We start from the raw sequence: 16,866 nt of genomic DNA, 5'->3' as shown, positions 1-16,866 counted from the left end.
GGGCCGGCCGACCGCCTACCGGCCGCCGGCCGCGACCGCGGTGAGGCCCTCGCCGGAGGCGTCGGTGAGGGTCAGCGTCCGGTGGTCGAGGCGGTACGAGAGCGGTCCGTCGAGGAGCTCGTACAGCTTCGTCTCCAGCGTCATCTGCGGGCTCGCGCACATCATGCGGGTGGTGGCCGCCGGGCCCTCGACCGTCAGCGTGCGGGCCTTCTCGTCGACGCGGGCGGTCGCGGAGAAGTTGTTGCAGCCGAGGTTGCCGGAGACCCGGCCGTCGGCGCCGATGACGATCCGCGCCTTGCCCTCGCCACCGGCGGGCAGCGAGGCGGCGGCGGTCTTCCCGGAGACGAGCCCGTCGACCTTCCAGGTGGTGCCGCGCAGCGGGGCGGCCGGCTCGGCCGTCAGCTCCAGGACGTTCCGGCCGTCGGGGGAGGTGAGGGTGAGCGCGTCACCCTTCAGCCTTCCCTTGAGCGCGCCCGAGAAGACCTTCATCAACTCGGTCTCGAAGCGCTGCCGGTCGCCGGGGCAGCCGATCTCGGTGATCGCCTGCCCGGAGACCGTGAGGGTGTCCCCGTTCACGGCGACGGCGGCGCCGAAGCCGTTGCAGCCGCTGTTCCCCTGGGCGCGGCCGTTCTCCTCGAAGTCGACGCGGGCGCCGTCCGGGGCCGTGGACCTGCGTCCGTCGAGCGTCACGGCCCCGATCGTCCAGTGGGTACCCGCGACGGGCAGATCGGGGGAGACGGTGCCGGCTCCGGAACCCGCACCTCCTTCCGTACCGCAGGCGGTGAGGAGGAGGACGAGGGCGGCGGCTGCGAGGGGGGTGCGCGGCGTCTGCATGCCGATGGGACGGACCGGCGGACGGGTCGGTTCCCTCAGCGCCGCGAGGGGGCTTCCCTCAGCCCCGCCGGGGGTGGCGCTCCCGTCAGCCCATCAGGGGCAGGTACTCCGCCAGATCCGCGCGTTCGCCGCTCGCGCCGACCCTGGCCTCGTCCAGCTCCTTCGCCCACTCCGCCCGCCCGGTCGCCAGCCGGATCCAGGTCATGGGGTCCGTCTCGACCACGTTCGGCGGGGTGCCCCGGGTGTGCCGGGGGCCCTCCACGCACTGCACCACCGCGTACGGCGGGACGCGGACCTCGACCGCGCCCCCCGGCACCTTCGACGCGAGGGCGTCGGCGAGCAGCCGGGTGCAGGCGGCGAGCGCCCCCCGGTCGTACGGGATGCCGACGCCGGTCGCCGCGTTCAGGTCGTCGGTGTGGACGACGAGTTCGACGGTACGGGTCACGAGGAAGTCCGCGAGGGTCATCGCGCCGAAGCTCACCGGAAGGAGCCGACCGTCGGCGGCGCCGGCCACCGCCCGCTCGTAGTCGTCCGCCACGCGCGCGTACAGACCGGGCAGGTCCGAGGCGTCGATGCCCCGGGTGTGGGTGTCGATCCGCTCGGCGGCCTCGGCCGTGACGAACGGCCAGTCGAGCAGCGCGAGCCGGTCCTTGCCCCCCTCCGGCATGGCCAGGAGCTGCGGCACGGAGTCCACCATCCACGCGAGGTGCGCCGCCAGGTCCCGTACCGTCCACGCGCCGAGCCGGGTCGGCCGGTCGAGGGCCTCCGGCGGCAGGGCGCGCACCCCGTCCCGTACGTGCCCGAACTGGGCGAGCACGGCGGCACGGATCTTCGCGGAGTCGTAGCTGCGGGGGCGCTTCTTGGCCGGTGGCATGAGGGCGAGGGTAGTCGGAGACTGGAGGGGGAGGTCTTCCCGCACAGCGTCTACCCGTACAGAGGGGTCGATGAGAGCGATGGCTGAGCACCCTGACGCAGCCGTGGTCCGCAAGGGCTACGACGCGTTCGCCACGGGGGACATGGAGGCCCTGCGGTCGCTGATGACCGCGGACTGCACCCACCACTCACCGGGCAGCGGCCGCATGTCCGGCCACTTCAAGGGCGCGGACAACGTCCTCGCCCACTTCGGGCAGCTCATGGAGCTCACCGGCGGCACCTTCCGCGTCGAACCCAAGGGCATCTACCCGGACGGCCGCGGTCATGTCATGTCGGTGCACAGGTGGCACGGTGACCGGGGGAACCGGGGCATCGAGATGGACGGCGGACTCTTCTTCACCATCGTCGGCGGCAAGGTGACCGACGTGGACGAGTGCGTCGCGGACATCGACGAGGCGGACGCGTTCTGGGACCACGAACAGGCGGAGTGAACGCGGACAGCCCCCGTCCGAGGACGGGGGCTGTCTCACGTACGGACGGATCTCAGGCCAGCAGGCCCGGGATCGTCGCCTCGTGCGCCTCGCGCAGCTCCGTCAGGGAGAGCTCGAACTCGCCCTGCACGTCGACCGTGTCACCGTCGACGACACCGATACGGGCCGCCGGCAGACCCCGCGCACCGCACATGTCGGTGAAGCGGAGCTCCTCGCTGCGCGGGACGGCGACGACCGCGCGGCCCGCCGACTCCGAGAAGAGGAAGGTGAAGGCGTCGATCCCCTCGGGGACGACCAGGCGCGCGCCGTTCCCGCCGCGCAGGCAGGACTCGACGACCGCCTGGACGAGACCGCCGTCGGACAGGTCGTGCGCCGCGTCGATCATGCCGTCGCGGGAGGCGGAGATCAGGATCTCGCCGAGCAGCTTCTCCCGGTCGAGGTCCACGGCCGGCGGCATGCCGCCGAGGTGCTGGTGGATCACCTCGGACCAGGCCGAGCCGCCGAACTCCTCACGCGTGTCGCCGAGCAGGTAGAGGAGCTGGCCCTCTTCCGCGAACGCGATCGGCGTACGCCGGTTCACGTCGTCGATCACACCGAGGACCGCCACGACGGGCGTCGGGTGGATGGCGACCTCACCGGTCTGGTTGTACAGCGACACGTTGCCGCCGGTCACCGGGGTGCCCAGCTGCAGGCAGCCGTCCGCGAGACCACGGGTGGCCTCGGCGAACTGCCACATCACGGCCGGGTCCTCGGGCGAACCGAAGTTCAGGCAGTCCGAGATGGCGAGCGGCTTGGCACCGGAGGCGGCGACATTGCGGTACGCCTCCGCCAGGGCGAGCTGCGCACCCGTGTACGGGTCGAGCTTCGCGTACCGGCCGTTGCCGTCGGTCGCCATGGCCACGCCGAGGTTGGTCTCCTCGTCGATACGGACCATGCCCGCGTCCTCGGGCTGCGCCAGGACCGTGTTGCCCTGCACGAACCGGTCGTACTGGTCCGTGATCCAGGACTTCGAGGCCTGGTTCGGGGAGGACACCAGCTTCAGGACCTGGTCCTTCAGCTCGGCGCCGTTCTGCGGCCGGGGCAGCTTGCCCGCGTCGTCGGCCTGGAGCGCGTCCTGCCACTCCGGGCGGGCGTACGGCCGGTGGTAGGTCGGGCCCTCGTGGGCCACCGACCGCGGCGGTACGTCGACGATCTGCTCGCCGTGCCAGAAGATCTCCAGGCGCTCGCCCTCGGTCACCTCACCGATGACGACGGCGATGACGTCCCACTTCTCGCAGATCTCGAGGAAGCGCTCGACGTGCTCGGGCTCGACGATCGCGCACATGCGCTCCTGCGACTCGCTCATGAGGATCTCCTCGGGCGAGAGGGTCGCGTCGCGCAGGTGGACCCGGTCGAGCTCGACGCGCATGCCGCCGGAGCCGGCGCTCGCGAGTTCGCTCGTCGCGCAGGAGAGTCCGGCGCCACCCAGGTCCTGGATGCCCGCGACCAGCTTCTCCTTGAAGATCTCCAGGGTGCACTCGATGAGGAGCTTCTCCTGGAAGGGGTCGCCGACCTGGACGGCGGGGCGCTTGGTCGGCTTCGTGTCGTCGAAGGTCTCGGACGCGAGGACCGAGACGCCGCCGATGCCGTCGCCACCCGTGCGGGCGCCGTACAGGATGACCTTGTTGCCGGGGCCCGAGGCCTTGGCGAGGTGGATGTCCTCGTGCTTCATCACGCCGATGCAGCCGGCGTTGACCAGCGGGTTGCCCTGGTAGCACTCGTCGAAGACGACCTCGCCGCCGATGTTCGGCAGGCCGAGGCAGTTGCCGTAGCCGCCGATGCCGGCGACGACACCGGGCAGCACGCGCTTGGTGTCGGGGTGGTCGGCCGCGCCGAAGCGCAGCGGGTCGACGACCGCGACCGGGCGGGCGCCCATGGCGAGGATGTCGCGGACGATGCCGCCGATGCCGGTGGCCGCGCCCTGGTAGGGCTCGATGTACGAGGGGTGGTTGTGCGACTCGACCTTGAAGGTGACCGCGTACCCCTGGCCGACGTCGACGACGCCGGCGTTCTCACCGATGCCGACGAGCATGGCGTCGTTGGCGGGGACCTTCTCGCCGAACTGCTTCAGGTGGACCTTGCTGCTCTTGTAGGAGCAGTGCTCGGACCACATGACGGAGTACATGGCGAGCTCGGCGCCGGTGGGACGGCGGCCGAGGATCTCGCGGATGCGCGCGTACTCGTCCTCCTTGAGGCCGAGCTCCTTCCAGGGCTGCTCGCTGTCCGGCGTCTCGCTCGCGTGCTTGACGGTGTCGAGGCTCATCAGGCGTTGACCAGCTTCTTGAGGATCGAGGTGAAGAAACCGAGGCCGTCCGTCTTGCCGGTGCCGACCAGCGGCTCGACGGCGTGCTCGGGGTGCGGCATGAGGCCGACCACGTTGCCCGCGGCGTTGGTGATGCCCGCGATGTCACGCAGCGAGCCGTTGGGGTTCACGTCGAGATAGCGGAAGGCCACTCGCCCCTCGGCCTCCAGCTCGTCGAGGACACGCTCGTCGGCGACGTACCGGCCGTCCATGTTCTTGAGCGGGACCTCGATCTCCTGGCCCTCGGTGTAGTCCGAGGTCCAGGCGGTCTCCGCGTTCTCCACCCGCAGCTTCTGGTCGCGGCAGATGAAGTGGAGGTGGTTGTTGCGCAGCATCGCGCCCGGCAGCAGATGGGCCTCGGTGAGGATCTGGAAGCCGTTGCAGATACCGAGGACGGGCATGCCCGCCTTCGCCTGCTCGATGATCGTCTCCATCACCGGCGAGAAGCGGGAGATGGCTCCGGCCCGCAGGTAGTCGCCGTAGGAGAAGCCGCCGGCGAGGACCACGGCGTCGACCTGCTTGAGGTCCTTGTCGCGGTGCCACAGCGAGACGGGCTCGGCCCCCGCGAGGCGGGCTGCACGCAGCGCGTCCTGGTCGTCGAGCGTTCCGGGGAACGTGACGACGCCGATGCGTGCGGTCACGACTCCACCTTCACGATGAAGTCTTCGATCACGGTGTTGGCAAGGAAGGTTTCGGCCATCTCATGGATGCGGGCGAGGGCGGCGTCGTCGACCGGTCCCTCCACCTCCAACTCGAAGCGCTTCCCCTGGCGGACGTCGGCGATTCCGGCGAATCCCAGGCGGGGCAGTGCACGCTGCACCGCCTGCCCCTGAGGGTCGAGGATCTCCGGCTTGAGCATGACGTCGACTACGACGCGTGCCACTGGCACTCCCGGTGGTGTGTTGCGTGGGCGGTTCCCTCAGCGTACCTGCCTCCAAATTCTACGCGGGTAGAGATCTGAAGGATCCTACAAAAGCCAGGTCACAGGGGGTCTCCGCACACGAACACCACGCATGCCCACGCGCGAGCCCACCCACGCAAAATTCGAGTGAAATATCGCGGACCTCATTGCACCGGGACACGCTGAAACAATTGCCAGGGCTTCACAATGCGACGCCTGCCGCTGTACAAAGGAATCCGAAAGAAAGCAGTATTGTCCCGGAACAGCCGTAAGGCCGACATCGCCGCACGTCAGAGGCGCCACAAGCGCACTCTCCGCGGCGCCGGCCGCAGGAAAGGACCGATATCCGTGGCTCAGCGTGTGGTGGTCACTCTCTCCGACGACATGGACGGCGGAGAAGCGGCTGAAACGGTCGCGTTCGGTCTTGACGGGAAGATGTACGAGATCGACCTGAATGCTGCCAATGCAAAGAAACTCCGCAAGGCTCTCGCGCCGTACCTCGCCGCGGGCCGCAAGCTGCCGGCCAGGGCCGCGGCCACCCGGAGCGCCTCGGCGGAGACGTACACCCACACCTCCCTCGCCCCCGATCCGGCGGCGGTCCGGGCCTGGGCGCAGTCCAACAAGATGGAGGTGCCGGCCCGCGGGCGGATCCCGAAGCGGGTCTACGAGGCCTTCCGCGAGGCGAGCTGAACGCGGCTCCGGCTCGGCGCGAGCCTCGGGCCGGGGCGGGGCCGACCCCGCCCCGAGCCTCGCGCCGAGCCGATTTGCATGACACCCCCCATGATCCGGTAGAGTCTGGATCACGCCGAGGGGCAAGGCCGCAAAGCCGAACCTCACGCAGCGTGCGGGTGTAGTTCAGTAGCAGAACATCCCCCTTCCAGGGGGAAGGCGCAGTGTGCAATTCCTGTCACCCGCTCTGCATCGCTCGACCGGACCACTCTTGTGGATCAGGTAGAGTAGTGCTCGCACCGCCCAGTGAAAGCTGAGCGGCAGCAATGCGGACGTGGCTCAGTTGGTAGAGCATCACCTTGCCAAGGTGAGGGTCGCGAGTTCGAATCTCGTCGTCCGCTCAGGAGTGCGAAGGCCCCGGTTCTCAGGAACCGGGGCCTTCGTCGTACCCGGAGAGCCCCAGAAAACCCCTTCACAGACTCCGGAGAGCCTGTGAAGAGCCCCACATCGGCCGGGTGTGCCACGCACCCGGAACGTTGGGTATAGTTGGCTCCGCGCTACGGCGCATGCGGACGTGGCTCAGTTGGTAGAGCATCACCTTGCCAAGGTGAGGGTCGCGAGTTCGAATCTCGTCGTCCGCTCCATGAAGAAGCCCCCGGTCGAATGACCGGGGGCTTTCTCGTTCTCCCGTCCCGCGCCCGGAAGCTGCCTAGAAGCTGTCGGACCAGGTCTTGCCGGTCAGCAGCTCGTACGCCTCCAGGTACTTGGCGCGCGTGGCGTCCACGATGTCCTGCGGGAGCGGCGGCGGCGGCTGCTCGCTCCTGCGGTCCCAGCCGGAGGCCGGGGAGGTCAGCCAGTCCCGGACGAACTGCTTGTCGTACGAGGGCTGGGCGCGGCCCGGCTCCCACTGGTCGGCCGGCCAGAAGCGCGAGGAGTCCGGGGTCAGGACCTCGTCGGCGAGCACCAGGGACTCGCCGTCGAAGCCGAACTCGAACTTGGTGTCGGCCAGGATGATCCCGCGCTCGCGCGCGATGTCCCGGGCGCGGCTGTAGACGGCGAGCGTGGTCTGCCGCAGCCGGGCGGCGGTCTCCGCGCCGACCTGACGGGCGACCTCCTCGTACGACACGTTCTCGTCGTGGTCGCCGACGGCGGCCTTGGTGGCCGGGGTGAAGATCGGGGCGGGCAGCTCGGAGCCGTCGCGCAGGCCCTCGGGGAGCGCGAGGCCGCAGACCGTGCGGGACTCCTCGTACTCGACCAGGCCGGAGCCGGTCAGGTAGCCGCGGGCCACGCACTCGACCGGGACCATGTTCAGCGACTTGCACACCAGGGTGCGGCCCGCCCAGTCGGCGGGGGCGCCGGCCGGGAGGTCCGTCGAGAGCACGTGGTGCGGGGCGAGGTCGGCGAGCCGGTCGAACCACCACAGGGAGAGCTGGGTGAGGACCCGGCCCTTGTCGGGGATCTCGGTGGGAAGGACCCAGTCGTACGCGGACATGCGGTCGCTCGCCACCATCACGAGGTCACCGGCCTCGTTCCGGTACAGGTCACGCACCTTGCCCGTGTGGAGATGGGTGAGGCCCGGGACCTGGACAGGCTCGGGCTTTTCTACGAATCCGGACACGGTTCCTCCGCGTAGGTTGATCCAGGAGCGCTTCGATTCTCTCGCACCGTGGCCGGTCGGCGGCGGGCGGGCCCGGGCAGTCCTGGTCAGCCCCGGTCAGTCCCTCTTACAGATCCGGTCGAGAAGGTTCGCGGTGGCGCGCTGGACCCTGGCGTCGACATGGCCCGGCCGGTCCAGCGCCGGTGACCAGGCGAACGTGCCGGAGGCGAAGACCCAGGCCCCTGAGGGAGCCCGGTAGAGCGAGGTCTCCTGGTGGCGCAGCGCCCCGTCGCCGTCCCGGTAGGGCGAGTGGGCGAGCAGGATGCGGCCCTGGTGCTCGGGGAGCGCGGTGCGCGGGAAGTAGCGGTCGGCCTCGCCCGCGACCAGGCCGGGAAGCTCGTCGCCGTCCCCGGCTCCGGTGGCCTCCCAGAGCCAGTGCTCGGCGTTCCGCACGACCAGCGGGTGCGGTTCGGGCACCCGGCCCGCGTACTGGATGCCGAGGAGCTGCTGCTCGGGCCGGTCGACCTCGCGCCAGAGCGCGGGACGGCCCGGGCCGCGCCGCTTCCGGCAGGTGAGGAGCCGGTCCGGCACCCCGGACGGCGAAGGGCCGAGCTCCACCTGCCAGTACATGGTGTTGGCCGAGAGGAAGACAAGCGACGTGCCCTGGTCGCGGGCGAGTTCGACGGTCCTGCGCATCGGCGCCGACCAGTACTCGTCGTGCCCCGGGAAGACCAGTCCCCGGTAGCGGGTCGGGTCGACCCGGCCCGCGTGCAGGTCGCGGGTCTCCGCGTACGCCAGGTCGTAGCCGTACCGCTCGGCCCAGCGGATGAAGTCGTACGCGTGCCCGACGTGGAGCGGCAGCCCCGCGCCCGCGTACGGACGGTCGAAGGAGACGGTGACGGCCGCCTCCTCCTCGCCGAGCAGCCGGCCGTCCTCGTCCCAGGCGTGGTACAGGCTGGCGCCCGTGCGGCCGTCCTCGGGATAGAGGTTGTACGCCTGCCAGGTCACGTCCGGGAGGACGAGGAGCAGATCGGCCGGGTGGTCGTCGCGGACCGTGAAGGGGATGTGGGAGCGGTAGCCGTCGACGGTGGTGAGGACCGCGACATACGCGCCGATGGACCAGTAGGTGGGGACCTGCAGCCGCCACGACTGCCACCAGTGGTGGCAGGAGACCGTGCGGTCGGCGGTGAGCGGGGCCGGCTGGACGATCCCGTGGAGCCGCGGACTGGTGGTGATCTTCGCGGCGCCGTCGCCGCCGTAGTGACCGATCCGATAGATGTCGACCGAGAACTGCTGCGGAGGGTCCACCGTGATGTGGAAGTCGATCGACTCGCCCGGTGCCACGGCCCCGTCGGACGCGAAGCCCTTGATCTGGCGCCGGACGTCGTCGGCCGTGCGCGGGCCGCCGCTGCCGCCCCGGGCCAGGATCTCGTCCGCGTACCAGGGGACCATCTGGCCGGTGTCGTCGAAGTAGTTCTCGGAGCCGCGCAGCCAGGGCAGCGGGCCCTGACCGAAGGGATCGCTGACGGCGTGCGCGAGCGCGCCCGACTCCCAGCGCCTGATCTGGTCCGCCCCCATGGTGCGCCCCTCCCTCGACTCCCCCGGGTCGGCTGGTCAGTGCCTCTGATGCGTGTCTCGGATGTGCTTCTGGTTGTGCCGCTGGTTCGTGCCTCTGTCAGTGGCGGTCTCCAGCACATCACATAACGCACGCACTCCGTCACCGTTCGTCGTGAATTGACGAGAGTGGAAGCCGGCGCTCCGGAATCGGCGGTCGTTCACGCGCTTCCAGGGGCCCTCAGACCAGGCGTACGGGCTTCTCCGGGCGGACGCCCGTGCGGGCCAGCCAGATCCGCAGCGGCTCCGGATCGCCGTCCTCGACGAGGGCGAGGACGCGGGGACCGAGGTCCGCCGCCCGCTCGCCGCCGACCAGGAGGGCTGGCCCGTCGAGCCAGTCCAGGCCGGGGGCGGCCTCGGCGGTGTCCACGGCCGCGCAGCAGACCATCGCGGTGACGTGGTCGGCGAGCAGATCGCGGCCGGAACGGGGCGGCTGGAGCGGGAAGAGCGGCAGGGGCCCGTCGGGGCCGCTGACGACCACCGGGGGCGGCGGGGCGGCGGTCCGGTCGCTCTTCTCCGCGGACTTGGGGGCGGGCTCGCTCGTGGGTGTGGGCGGTGGGGTCGGCGGGTTTGGTGGGGTCGTTGTGGCCGGTGCGGTCGGGGGGGCGGTGGTCGTCGTGGTCGCGGTGGTGGCGGCGACTCGCGCCTCTCTCGCGGCCTCCTCGCGGGCAAGGAGGGCGCTGAGCGCGGCCGCGAGCGCTTCGGCGGCGGGGTTGACGGGGTCTTCGTCGGGGAGCGGGAGGTCGTGGGGGTCGGTGGGACCGGTGAGGTCGATGGGACTGGTGAGGTCAGTCGGGCCCGTCCGGCCGATAGGGTCGGGGCCGCGGTGGTCGCGGTCCGTGGGGCCGGGGTCGGTCGCGGCACGGGGGGCGGAGTCGGCGACGGGCGGCCCGGGTGCGTGCGAGGGGCAGGCCGGCGGCTCGGCGGCAGCGGGCGTCGGCTCGGTGGCGGTCGACGGCTGGGCGGCAGCAGTCGACGGCTCGGTGGCGGGCGTCGGATCGGTGGCGGTCGATGGATCGGTGGCGGTCGACGGCTCGGCGGCTGTAGTGGCGTCGGCCGTGGACAGGTGGTCGATCACCCGGGTCAGGGTCGGGCCCTCCGTGGCGGACCGGGCTCCGGCGGTCGAGCCGGCCACGCCGAGGGCGTCGAGGACCTGGTGCAGCCGGGCCGCGTCGGTGCGCCACTTCCGGTCGACGACCTCCTCCGGGTACTGGCTCCACTCCACCGGCGACCAGTCGGGGCCCGGTTCGGCGGGACCACCGTGGAAGAGACGGGCGGCGAGCAGCGAGGTGGCCTCGTCGACCGCTCCCGGCTCCTCCAGGAGGTCGCAGGCGGGGCGCTCGCCGAGGCGGGACGAGAATCCGTCCGCGAGCCGGTCCCTGCGGGAGAGCTCGGTCAGGGCGGAGACCACGCCCGCGTCAAGGCGGGCGGGCCAGCGGCCCATGCGCCACGCGGGCAGCGCGACCCGGGTCAGGAGGCGGTCCCAGCCCGCGTATGCCAGGCCGACCTGCTCCTGCGCGACGATCCGTACGCCGTAGTCCACCGCCTGGGCGCGCTCCGAGCCGGCGACGGCGACCCCGCGCTCCATCTCGGCCGCGTGCCCGCGACAGGCACGCAGCAGGACGCGGGCGACCTGCCCGACGCCGTGGGCGCCGAGTCTGCGGAACGGGTCGAGGCCGGGCGTCGTGGGCACGGCCACGGCGGCGTCCAGGCCTCGGACGAAGCGGCGGGCGGCGGCTATGTCGGGGTGTGCGGCCGGGCCCGTACCGGCGACGACGGGGGCGAGGACCGCGCGCAGTTCACCGACGCGCATCCACCACAGGAAGGGCGAACCTATGACGAGGACCGGGGCGCCGTCTCCCTCGCCGTCCCCGCCGGACGTGCGCCGCGAGCGGTGGGCCCGGTGGGTGCGGTCCTCCAGCCAGCTGTCGCAGTCCGGCGTCAGGGCTATCGCCGCGGGTGCCGGAACGTCGAGCCGGTCGGCCAGGTCCCGGACGAGCCGGTAGAGATCGGGGGCGGCGCTCTCGGAGAGCTCCACCGTCGGCGTCGCGGCCGGACGGGCCCGTGCGACGACGAGCGCGACGGCCGTGGCGGCGAGGAGGACGAGGACCGCGAGGACGGTCACCACCCAGCGGGCCGCGTCCCAGCCGGGGCCGGTGAAATGGCCGGTGACCCCGCCCGCGTACAGGACGACGGCGACGGCGGCCGGGAGGACGGCGAGGCCTAGGGCCCTGCCGCGGACCCGGAGGACGCCGAGGGCCCGGGAGCGCGCGGCGCGCACGCCCCACTCCTCGCCGACAACGGCACCAGTACCGGACACGCCGTACATCACCCCCTCCTGCCCTCGTCGGGACTGCCTGTGGCGGTGTTGCTCACTCCCCCACTGTGGCACCCGCCACTGACATCGCAATGCCGGTGGGCCAAGTGCCGGAACGCCTTCGCCGCACCCTAGTTGGGGCTGTGGCGGACGTCATCCGGATGGCCGAGTCGTCACTCGATGGAATGGCTTTGGGCAAAGGTGATGGCGCTCGCGCGGCCGTACGGTTCACCGCACGGCCGCGCGAGAAATCAGCGGCGCCGTCAGGCTTCGGCGGCCTTGCGCGCGATGTCCGTACGGTGCTGGGAACCGTCAAGGCGGATGCGCCCGACCGCCGCGTACGCGCGCTCGCGGGCCTGCGCCAGGTCCGTTCCGGTGGCGGTGACCGAGAGGACACGGCCACCCGCGCTCACGATCGCGTCGCCGTCCCGCTTCGTACCGGCGTGGAGCACGTACGCGTGGGGGGCGTCCTTCTCCGCGACCTCGTCCAGGCCCTCGATCGGGTCGCCGGTGCGCGGGGTGTCCGGGTAGTTGTGGGAGGCGATGACCACGGTGACGGCGGCGTCGTCGCTCCAGCTCAGCGGGGCCTGGTCGTCCAGGGTGCCGTTGGCGGAGTTCAGCAGGACGCCCGCCAGCGGGGTCTTCAGCCGGGCCAGGACCACCTGGGTCTCGGGGTCGCCGAAGCGCGCGTTGAACTCGATGACCCGTACGCCGCGGCTTGTGATCGCCAGACCCGCGTACAGCAGACCGGAGAACGGCGTGCCGCGGCGGCGCAGTTCGTCGACCGTCGGCTGGAGGACGGTCGCGAGGACCTCGTCGACCAGCTTCGGGTCGGCCCACGGCAGCGGCGAGTAGGCGCCCATGCCGCCGGTGTTCGGGCCCTCGTCGCCGTCGAGCGCGCGCTTGAAGTCCTGCGCGGGCTTGAGCGGGAGGACGGTGACGCCGTCGGTGATCGCGAAGAGGGAGACCTCGGGGCCGTCCAGGAACTCCTCGATGACGACCCGGTCGCACGCGAGCGCGTGCTCCCGTGCCTGCGCGAGGTCGTCGGTGACGACGACGCCCTTGCCGGCGGCGAGGCCGTCGTCCTTCACCACGTAGGGGGCACCGAAGGCGTCGAGCGCCTCGTCGATCTCCTCCGGGGTCGTACAGACGTAGCTGCGGGCGGTGGGAACCCCGGCGCCGGCCATGACGTCCTTGGCGAACGCCTTGGAGCCCTCCAGCTGCGCGGCCTCCCGCGACGGGCCGAAGGCGGGGATGCCGACCGCGCGGACGGCGTCGGCGACACCGGCGACGAGCGGGGCCTCCGGGCCGACGACGACCAGTTCGGCACCGAGCTCGGTGGCGAGGCGCGCGACGGCCTCGCCGTCCAGCTGGTCGACGGCGTGCAGCTCGGCGACCTCCGCGATTCCGGCGTTGCCGGGCGCGCAGTGCAGAGCGGTGACGTCGGGATCGAGGGAGAGAGAGCGGCACAGGGCGTGTTCGCGGGCGCCGCCGCCGATGACGAGGACCTTCACGCCAGCCAGAGTAGCCCGCCGACCGGGATGCCCCTTGTGCGGGCCACCGAGCGAGACGCCCCTACTCGTTCGTGTATTCCTCCACAACGGTCGCTCCGAGCTCGCGCACGATCAGATCGTGCCCCGAGAGCGCGGAGTCCACGAGGTCCGGATCGTCCTCCTCCGGTACGTCGTCCTCGGGCGCCACGGGCTGCGGCGCGGGCGGCGTGTACGCGGGCGCGGGGGCGTGCGTCGCGGCCGGCGCCGACGCCTGCGGGAAGGAGGGAACGGGCGCGGCCGGGGCCTGCGCCGGAGCGGGTCCGGACGGCGGGCCCTGCTGGAAGGACTGCGCCGGGGCGGGCGGCTGCGGCCGACCGCCGCCGAAGCCTCCCGAGCCGCTGCTGAAGCCCCCGGTGCCGCCCGAGCCGCCGAAACCGGTGGCGGCGGGCGGCGGCGAGGCGCCGCCCGAGGGGTCGATGATCGCCTCGATCTTCCAGTTCACGTGGAACTGCTCGGCGAGGGCCTGCTTCAGGACGTCCTCGCTGCCACTGCTGGCGAAGTTGTCCCTCGCCCCGGCGTTGAGGAAGCCGAGCTGGAGGGTCGTGCCGTCGAAGCCCGCGACCTGGGCGTTCTGACTGAGCAGGATCCAGGTGAAGCGCCGCCGGTTCTTGACGGCGTCGAGGATCTGCGGCCAGAGGTTCCGCACCTGGGCAATGTCCCCGCCGCCGGTGGACGCCGGGGCGGGGGTCGGCTGCGCCTGCACGGGAGCGGGCGCGGGAGCGGCCGGAGCCGGGGCCGTCGCGGCCGAGGCGCCGGGCCAGGCGCCGGGGGCGCCGCCGCCGGGAGTGGCGGCACCCGGCCAGGCACCGGGCCGGGGCGCGGCGGGAGCCTGAGCGGCGGGCTCGGGGCGCTGCGCTTGCACGGGAGGGGGGGCGGGGGCCTGCGGTGCCGGAGGTGCCTGGGGTGCCGGAGGTGCCTGCGAGGCTTGCGCGGGCGGGGGCGGGGCCATCGGGGTGTGGGCGTCGGGCCCGGGCACGTACCCCATGGCGGGCGCGGGAGGGCCGGGCGTGAAGACGGGCGCGGGCGCGGCGGACGCCCCGCGCTCCAGCCGGTCGAGGCGCGCCTGGACGGAACGCTCGTCGTCGAAGGCGGCGGGCAGCAGCACGCGCGCGCAGATCAGCTCCAGCTGGAGCCGGGGCGAGGTGGCGCCCCGCATCTCGGTCAGTCCGCTGTTGACGAGGTCGGCGGCCCTGCTGAGCTCGGCGGCGCCGAACACGGAGGCCTGGGCCTGCATGCGCTCGATCACGTCGACGGGGGCGTCGATGAGCCCCTTCTCGGCGGCGTCCGGCACGGCGGCCAGGATCACCAGGTCGCGCAGCCGCTCGAGGAGGTCGGCGACGAACCGGCGCGGATCGTTGCCGCCCTCGATGACCCGGTCGACGACCTCGAAGGCGGCGGCCCCGTCCCCGGCGGCGAAGGCCTCGACGACGGAGTCCAGCAGCGAGCCGTCCGTATAGCCGAGCAGGGAGGTGGCCATGGCGTATGTCACACCGTCGGCCGCGGCGCCGGCCAGGAGCTGGTCCATGACGGACATCGAGTCACGCACGGACCCGGCGCCCGCGCGCACGACGAGCGGCAGCACCCCGTCCTCGACGGGAATGCCCTCGTGCCCGCAGACCTCGCCCAGGTACTCCCGCAGGGTGCCGGGCGGCACGAGCCGGAAGGGGTAGTGATGGGTCCGGGACCGGATCGTCCCGATGACCTTCTCGGGTTCGGTCGTCGCGAAGATGAACTTGAGGTGCTCCGGCGGCTCCTCGACCACCTTCAGGAGGGCGTTGAAGCCCGCCGAGGTGACCATGTGGGCCTCGTCGATGATGTAGATCTTGTACCGGCTGGACGCGGGCCCGAAGAAGGCCTTCTCCCGCAGGTCACGGGCGTCGTCCACACCACCGTGCGAGGCGGCGTCGATCTCGATGACGTCGATCGACCCCGGCCCGTTCCGCGCGAGGTCACGGCAGGACTGGCACTCCCCGCACGGGGTCGGCGTGGGGCCCTGCTCGCAGTTCAGACACCGCGCCAGAATCCGCGCACTGGTCGTCTTGCCACACCCACGGGGCCCGCTGAACAGGTACGCGTGATTGACCCGGTTGTTCCGCAGGGCCTGCTGCAACGGGTCGGTGACATGCTCCTGCCCGATGACCTCGGCGAAGGACTCGGGGCGATAGCGGCGGTAGAGCGCGAGAGACGACACATGTACGAGGTTATAGGCGCCCACCGACAACCCGGGAAAAACCGCCACTGGGGTGGGGCTCGGGAGGGGGTACGTACCTGGAGCCGCCGGTTCCTGGAGCCGTTGGGTCCTGGAACCGCCGGGAACGCAAGCGCCCCCCACGCACCTGCCAGAGCCGACCTACCCTTGCTGCCTTCCGGCCCTGGGGGAGTTCAGTCAGATAGCACCGCGTGAGGGGCTCCGCCAAGGGTACCCGATCCCAGGCCCCCGCCGCCCCCGGCCGTCGGCCGCGGATCCTTCTTCTGGATCACGTTCGCGAGCACCCCTCAACGTCTTGTATTGTTTGCGGCGGAGGATTCGCCTAGTGGCCTAGGGCGCACGCTTGGAAAGCGTGTTGGGGGCAACCCCTCACGAGTTCGAATCTCGTATCCTCCGCCATTGCTCTCACCGGGCAATTCGTTGAAGGGCCCCACCGTTCGCGGTGGGGCCCTTCGGCGTTGGCGGGGTGGTCAGGCCTTCGTGTCGCCGAGGCCGGTGGCGAGCGTGTCGAAGACGTACGCCGCCTCCGGGGCCACGGTGGCCGCGATCCGTTCGTTGGGCTCGCCGGCCAGGGTGAGTTCCTGGATGCGCTGGAACAGCAGGCGGTGGCCGGCCGCGAGGAGCGCGGCGGCGGCCCGGGGGGCGATGGCCGGCGCGTCGGCGGGGGTGCCGTCCGCGAGCGCCGCGGCGAGGGCCTCCTCACGCTGGTCGTGCAGTTCGCGCAGGCGGGCGGTCAGGGTGGGGCTGTCGGCGATCATGCGGGCGAACTCCGGGCCGGCGAAGCCCGCGACGGGGTCGCACTGCTCGACCGCGGCGACGAACTCCCGCCGCAGGGCGGCGAGCGCCGACTCACCGCCTGCCCGGTCGGCGACCGCGCGGGCCAGGCTCGCCGTGAACGCCTCGTGGTGGTCGAGAGCCAGGTCCTCCTTCCGCGGGAAGTAGTTGGTGACCGTCTTCTTGGCGACGCGGGCCGCCGTGGCGATCTCGGCGATGGTCGTCCGCTCGAAGCCCTGCTCGATGAAGAGCCGGGTGGCGTGGTCGGAGATCAGCTGCCTGGTCTCCTGCTTCTTGGACTCACGGAGCCCCATACTCTCGATACCCATGGGCGAATCTTACCCCGAGTGCAAAATTATGCTTGACGCATGCTCTGCGCTGTGCGTAAAGTTACGTCCGTTGCAAAAATCGCCCCGTAGGACGAGATCGGAGACCGTGCATGCGAAAGCTGAGCGCCACCACCTCCCCGGCCGCCCCGTTCCCCACCGTCAAGCTCGGCGCCACCCTCACCCAGGAGGCCGGTCCGGTGCGCGCCACTCCGCGCCCAGCCCGCGAACTGCCGCGCACCGGAAACCGCCAGGCCCCCGCCCGGAACCGGTTCCACGCGCCGCGCCGCACGTACTGACGCCCGCCCTGACGCACGTATCCACGCCGGCTGCGTACCTCTCTACGTATCTACGCGCCTGCCGCCCG

The 16,866-nt window shown here is 71.8% G+C and carries 14 protein-coding genes, 4 tRNA genes and 1 other RNA gene; 7 read left to right on the top strand and 12 right to left on the bottom strand.

The window, feature by feature from the left end; genetic code table 11:
* Nucleotides 1-15: 15 nt before the first annotated feature.
* Entirely contained in the window at nucleotides 16-834 is an 819-nt protein-coding gene (locus ACZ4VK_RS23645) for an META domain-containing protein (protein ID WP_468355207.1), read from the bottom strand.
* Between the two features lie 85 nt (nucleotides 835-919).
* Entirely contained in the window at nucleotides 920-1,708 is a 789-nt protein-coding gene (locus ACZ4VK_RS23640) for a maleylpyruvate isomerase family mycothiol-dependent enzyme (RefSeq protein WP_468355205.1), read from the bottom strand.
* 79 nt (nucleotides 1,709-1,787) lie between these two features.
* On the opposite strand from ACZ4VK_RS23640, the gene ACZ4VK_RS23635 reads away from it, so the two are divergent.
* Nucleotides 1,788-2,198, top strand: coding sequence for a nuclear transport factor 2 family protein (locus ACZ4VK_RS23635; RefSeq protein WP_468355203.1), 411 nt, complete (start codon nucleotides 1,788-1,790; stop codon nucleotides 2,196-2,198).
* 52 nt (nucleotides 2,199-2,250) lie between these two features.
* Here the strand turns inward: ACZ4VK_RS23635 and purL are convergent, their stop codons facing one another.
* Genes purL through purS form a run of 3 tightly spaced genes read right to left on the bottom strand, consistent with a single transcriptional unit; the run spans nucleotide 2,251 to nucleotide 5,422 of the window.
* Nucleotides 2,251-4,500 carry a phosphoribosylformylglycinamidine synthase subunit PurL gene (gene purL, locus ACZ4VK_RS23630; protein ID WP_468355200.1) on the bottom strand — a complete coding sequence of 750 codons (2,250 nt, stop codon included), beginning with the start codon at nucleotides 4,498-4,500 and terminating at the stop codon, nucleotides 2,251-2,253.
* Nucleotides 4,500-5,180 (bottom strand): phosphoribosylformylglycinamidine synthase subunit PurQ, encoded by a 681-nt coding sequence (gene purQ / locus ACZ4VK_RS23625; protein ID WP_030318250.1) that lies wholly within the window; start codon nucleotides 5,178-5,180, stop codon nucleotides 4,500-4,502. Before purQ ends, purL begins: the two co-directional genes overlap by 1 nt.
* Entirely contained in the window at nucleotides 5,177-5,422 is a 246-nt protein-coding gene (gene purS / locus ACZ4VK_RS23620; protein ID WP_017240564.1) for a phosphoribosylformylglycinamidine synthase subunit PurS, read from the bottom strand. Before purS ends, purQ begins: the two co-directional genes overlap by 4 nt.
* Nucleotides 5,423-5,788: 366 nt before the next feature.
* On the opposite strand from purS, the gene ACZ4VK_RS23615 reads away from it, so the two are divergent.
* The 4 genes from ACZ4VK_RS23615 to ACZ4VK_RS23600 all read left to right on the top strand — a co-directional run bounded on the left by ACZ4VK_RS23615 (nucleotide 5,789) and on the right by ACZ4VK_RS23600 (nucleotide 6,753).
* Nucleotides 5,789-6,130: a histone-like nucleoid-structuring protein Lsr2 gene (locus tag ACZ4VK_RS23615; RefSeq protein WP_468355195.1), complete on the top strand. Its 342-nt coding sequence runs from the start codon at nucleotides 5,789-5,791 to the stop codon at nucleotides 6,128-6,130.
* Nucleotides 6,131-6,284: 154 nt separating this feature from the next.
* Nucleotides 6,285-6,356: transfer RNA gene (locus ACZ4VK_RS23610), tRNA-Gly, on the top strand.
* A gap of 81 nt (nucleotides 6,357-6,437) precedes the next feature.
* Nucleotides 6,438-6,510 (top strand) — tRNA-Gly (locus ACZ4VK_RS23605).
* Nucleotides 6,511-6,677: 167 nt separating this feature from the next.
* Nucleotides 6,678-6,753 (top strand) — tRNA-Gly (locus ACZ4VK_RS23600).
* Between the two features lie 65 nt (nucleotides 6,754-6,818).
* Here the strand turns inward: ACZ4VK_RS23600 and ACZ4VK_RS23595 are convergent.
* The 6 genes from ACZ4VK_RS23595 to ffs form a co-directional block, all read right to left on the bottom strand.
* Complete coding sequence (locus ACZ4VK_RS23595; RefSeq protein WP_468355192.1) at nucleotides 6,819-7,727, bottom strand: phosphoribosylaminoimidazolesuccinocarboxamide synthase; 909 nt, start codon at nucleotides 7,725-7,727, stop codon at nucleotides 6,819-6,821.
* A 96-nt stretch (nucleotides 7,728-7,823) separates the two neighbouring features.
* Nucleotides 7,824-9,284 carry a N,N-dimethylformamidase beta subunit family domain-containing protein gene (locus ACZ4VK_RS23590; protein ID WP_468355189.1) on the bottom strand — a complete coding sequence of 487 codons (1,461 nt, stop codon included), beginning with the start codon at nucleotides 9,282-9,284 and terminating at the stop codon, nucleotides 7,824-7,826.
* Between the two features lie 217 nt (nucleotides 9,285-9,501).
* Nucleotides 9,502-11,649, bottom strand: a complete 2,148-nt coding sequence (locus ACZ4VK_RS23585; protein ID WP_468355185.1) for a M48 family metalloprotease — start codon at nucleotides 11,647-11,649, stop codon at nucleotides 9,502-9,504.
* A gap of 251 nt (nucleotides 11,650-11,900) precedes the next feature.
* Nucleotides 11,901-13,151, bottom strand: a complete 1,251-nt coding sequence (gene purD, locus ACZ4VK_RS23580; RefSeq protein ID WP_468355182.1) for a phosphoribosylamine--glycine ligase — start codon at nucleotides 13,149-13,151, stop codon at nucleotides 11,901-11,903.
* Nucleotides 13,152-13,212: 61 nt separating this feature from the next.
* Nucleotides 13,213-15,381, bottom strand: a complete 2,169-nt coding sequence (locus ACZ4VK_RS23575; RefSeq protein ID WP_468355180.1) for a DNA polymerase III subunit gamma and tau — start codon at nucleotides 15,379-15,381, stop codon at nucleotides 13,213-13,215.
* Between the two features lie 123 nt (nucleotides 15,382-15,504).
* An RNA gene (ffs, locus tag ACZ4VK_RS23570) (signal recognition particle sRNA small type) lies at nucleotides 15,505-15,603 on the bottom strand.
* Nucleotides 15,604-15,710: 107 nt separating this feature from the next.
* Here ffs and ACZ4VK_RS23565 point away from each other — a divergent pair.
* Nucleotides 15,711-15,798 (top strand) — tRNA-Ser (locus tag ACZ4VK_RS23565).
* Between the two features lie 71 nt (nucleotides 15,799-15,869).
* On the opposite strand, the gene ACZ4VK_RS23560 is transcribed toward ACZ4VK_RS23565, so the two are convergent.
* Complete coding sequence (locus tag ACZ4VK_RS23560) at nucleotides 15,870-16,502, bottom strand: TetR/AcrR family transcriptional regulator (protein WP_468355177.1); 633 nt, start codon at nucleotides 16,500-16,502, stop codon at nucleotides 15,870-15,872.
* 110 nt (nucleotides 16,503-16,612) lie between these two features.
* On the opposite strand from ACZ4VK_RS23560, the gene ACZ4VK_RS23555 reads away from it, so the two are divergent.
* Nucleotides 16,613-16,798 carry a hypothetical protein gene (locus ACZ4VK_RS23555; protein WP_468355174.1) on the top strand — a complete coding sequence of 62 codons (186 nt, stop codon included), beginning with the start codon at nucleotides 16,613-16,615 and terminating at the stop codon, nucleotides 16,796-16,798.
* The last annotated feature ends 68 nt before the right edge of the window (nucleotides 16,799-16,866 follow it).

The organism is Streptomyces sp. NPDC028711 (assembly GCF_055565415.1).
Note: the sequence above shows the minus strand (reverse complement) of the source record. Positions and strands in the feature narration are given on the sequence as shown.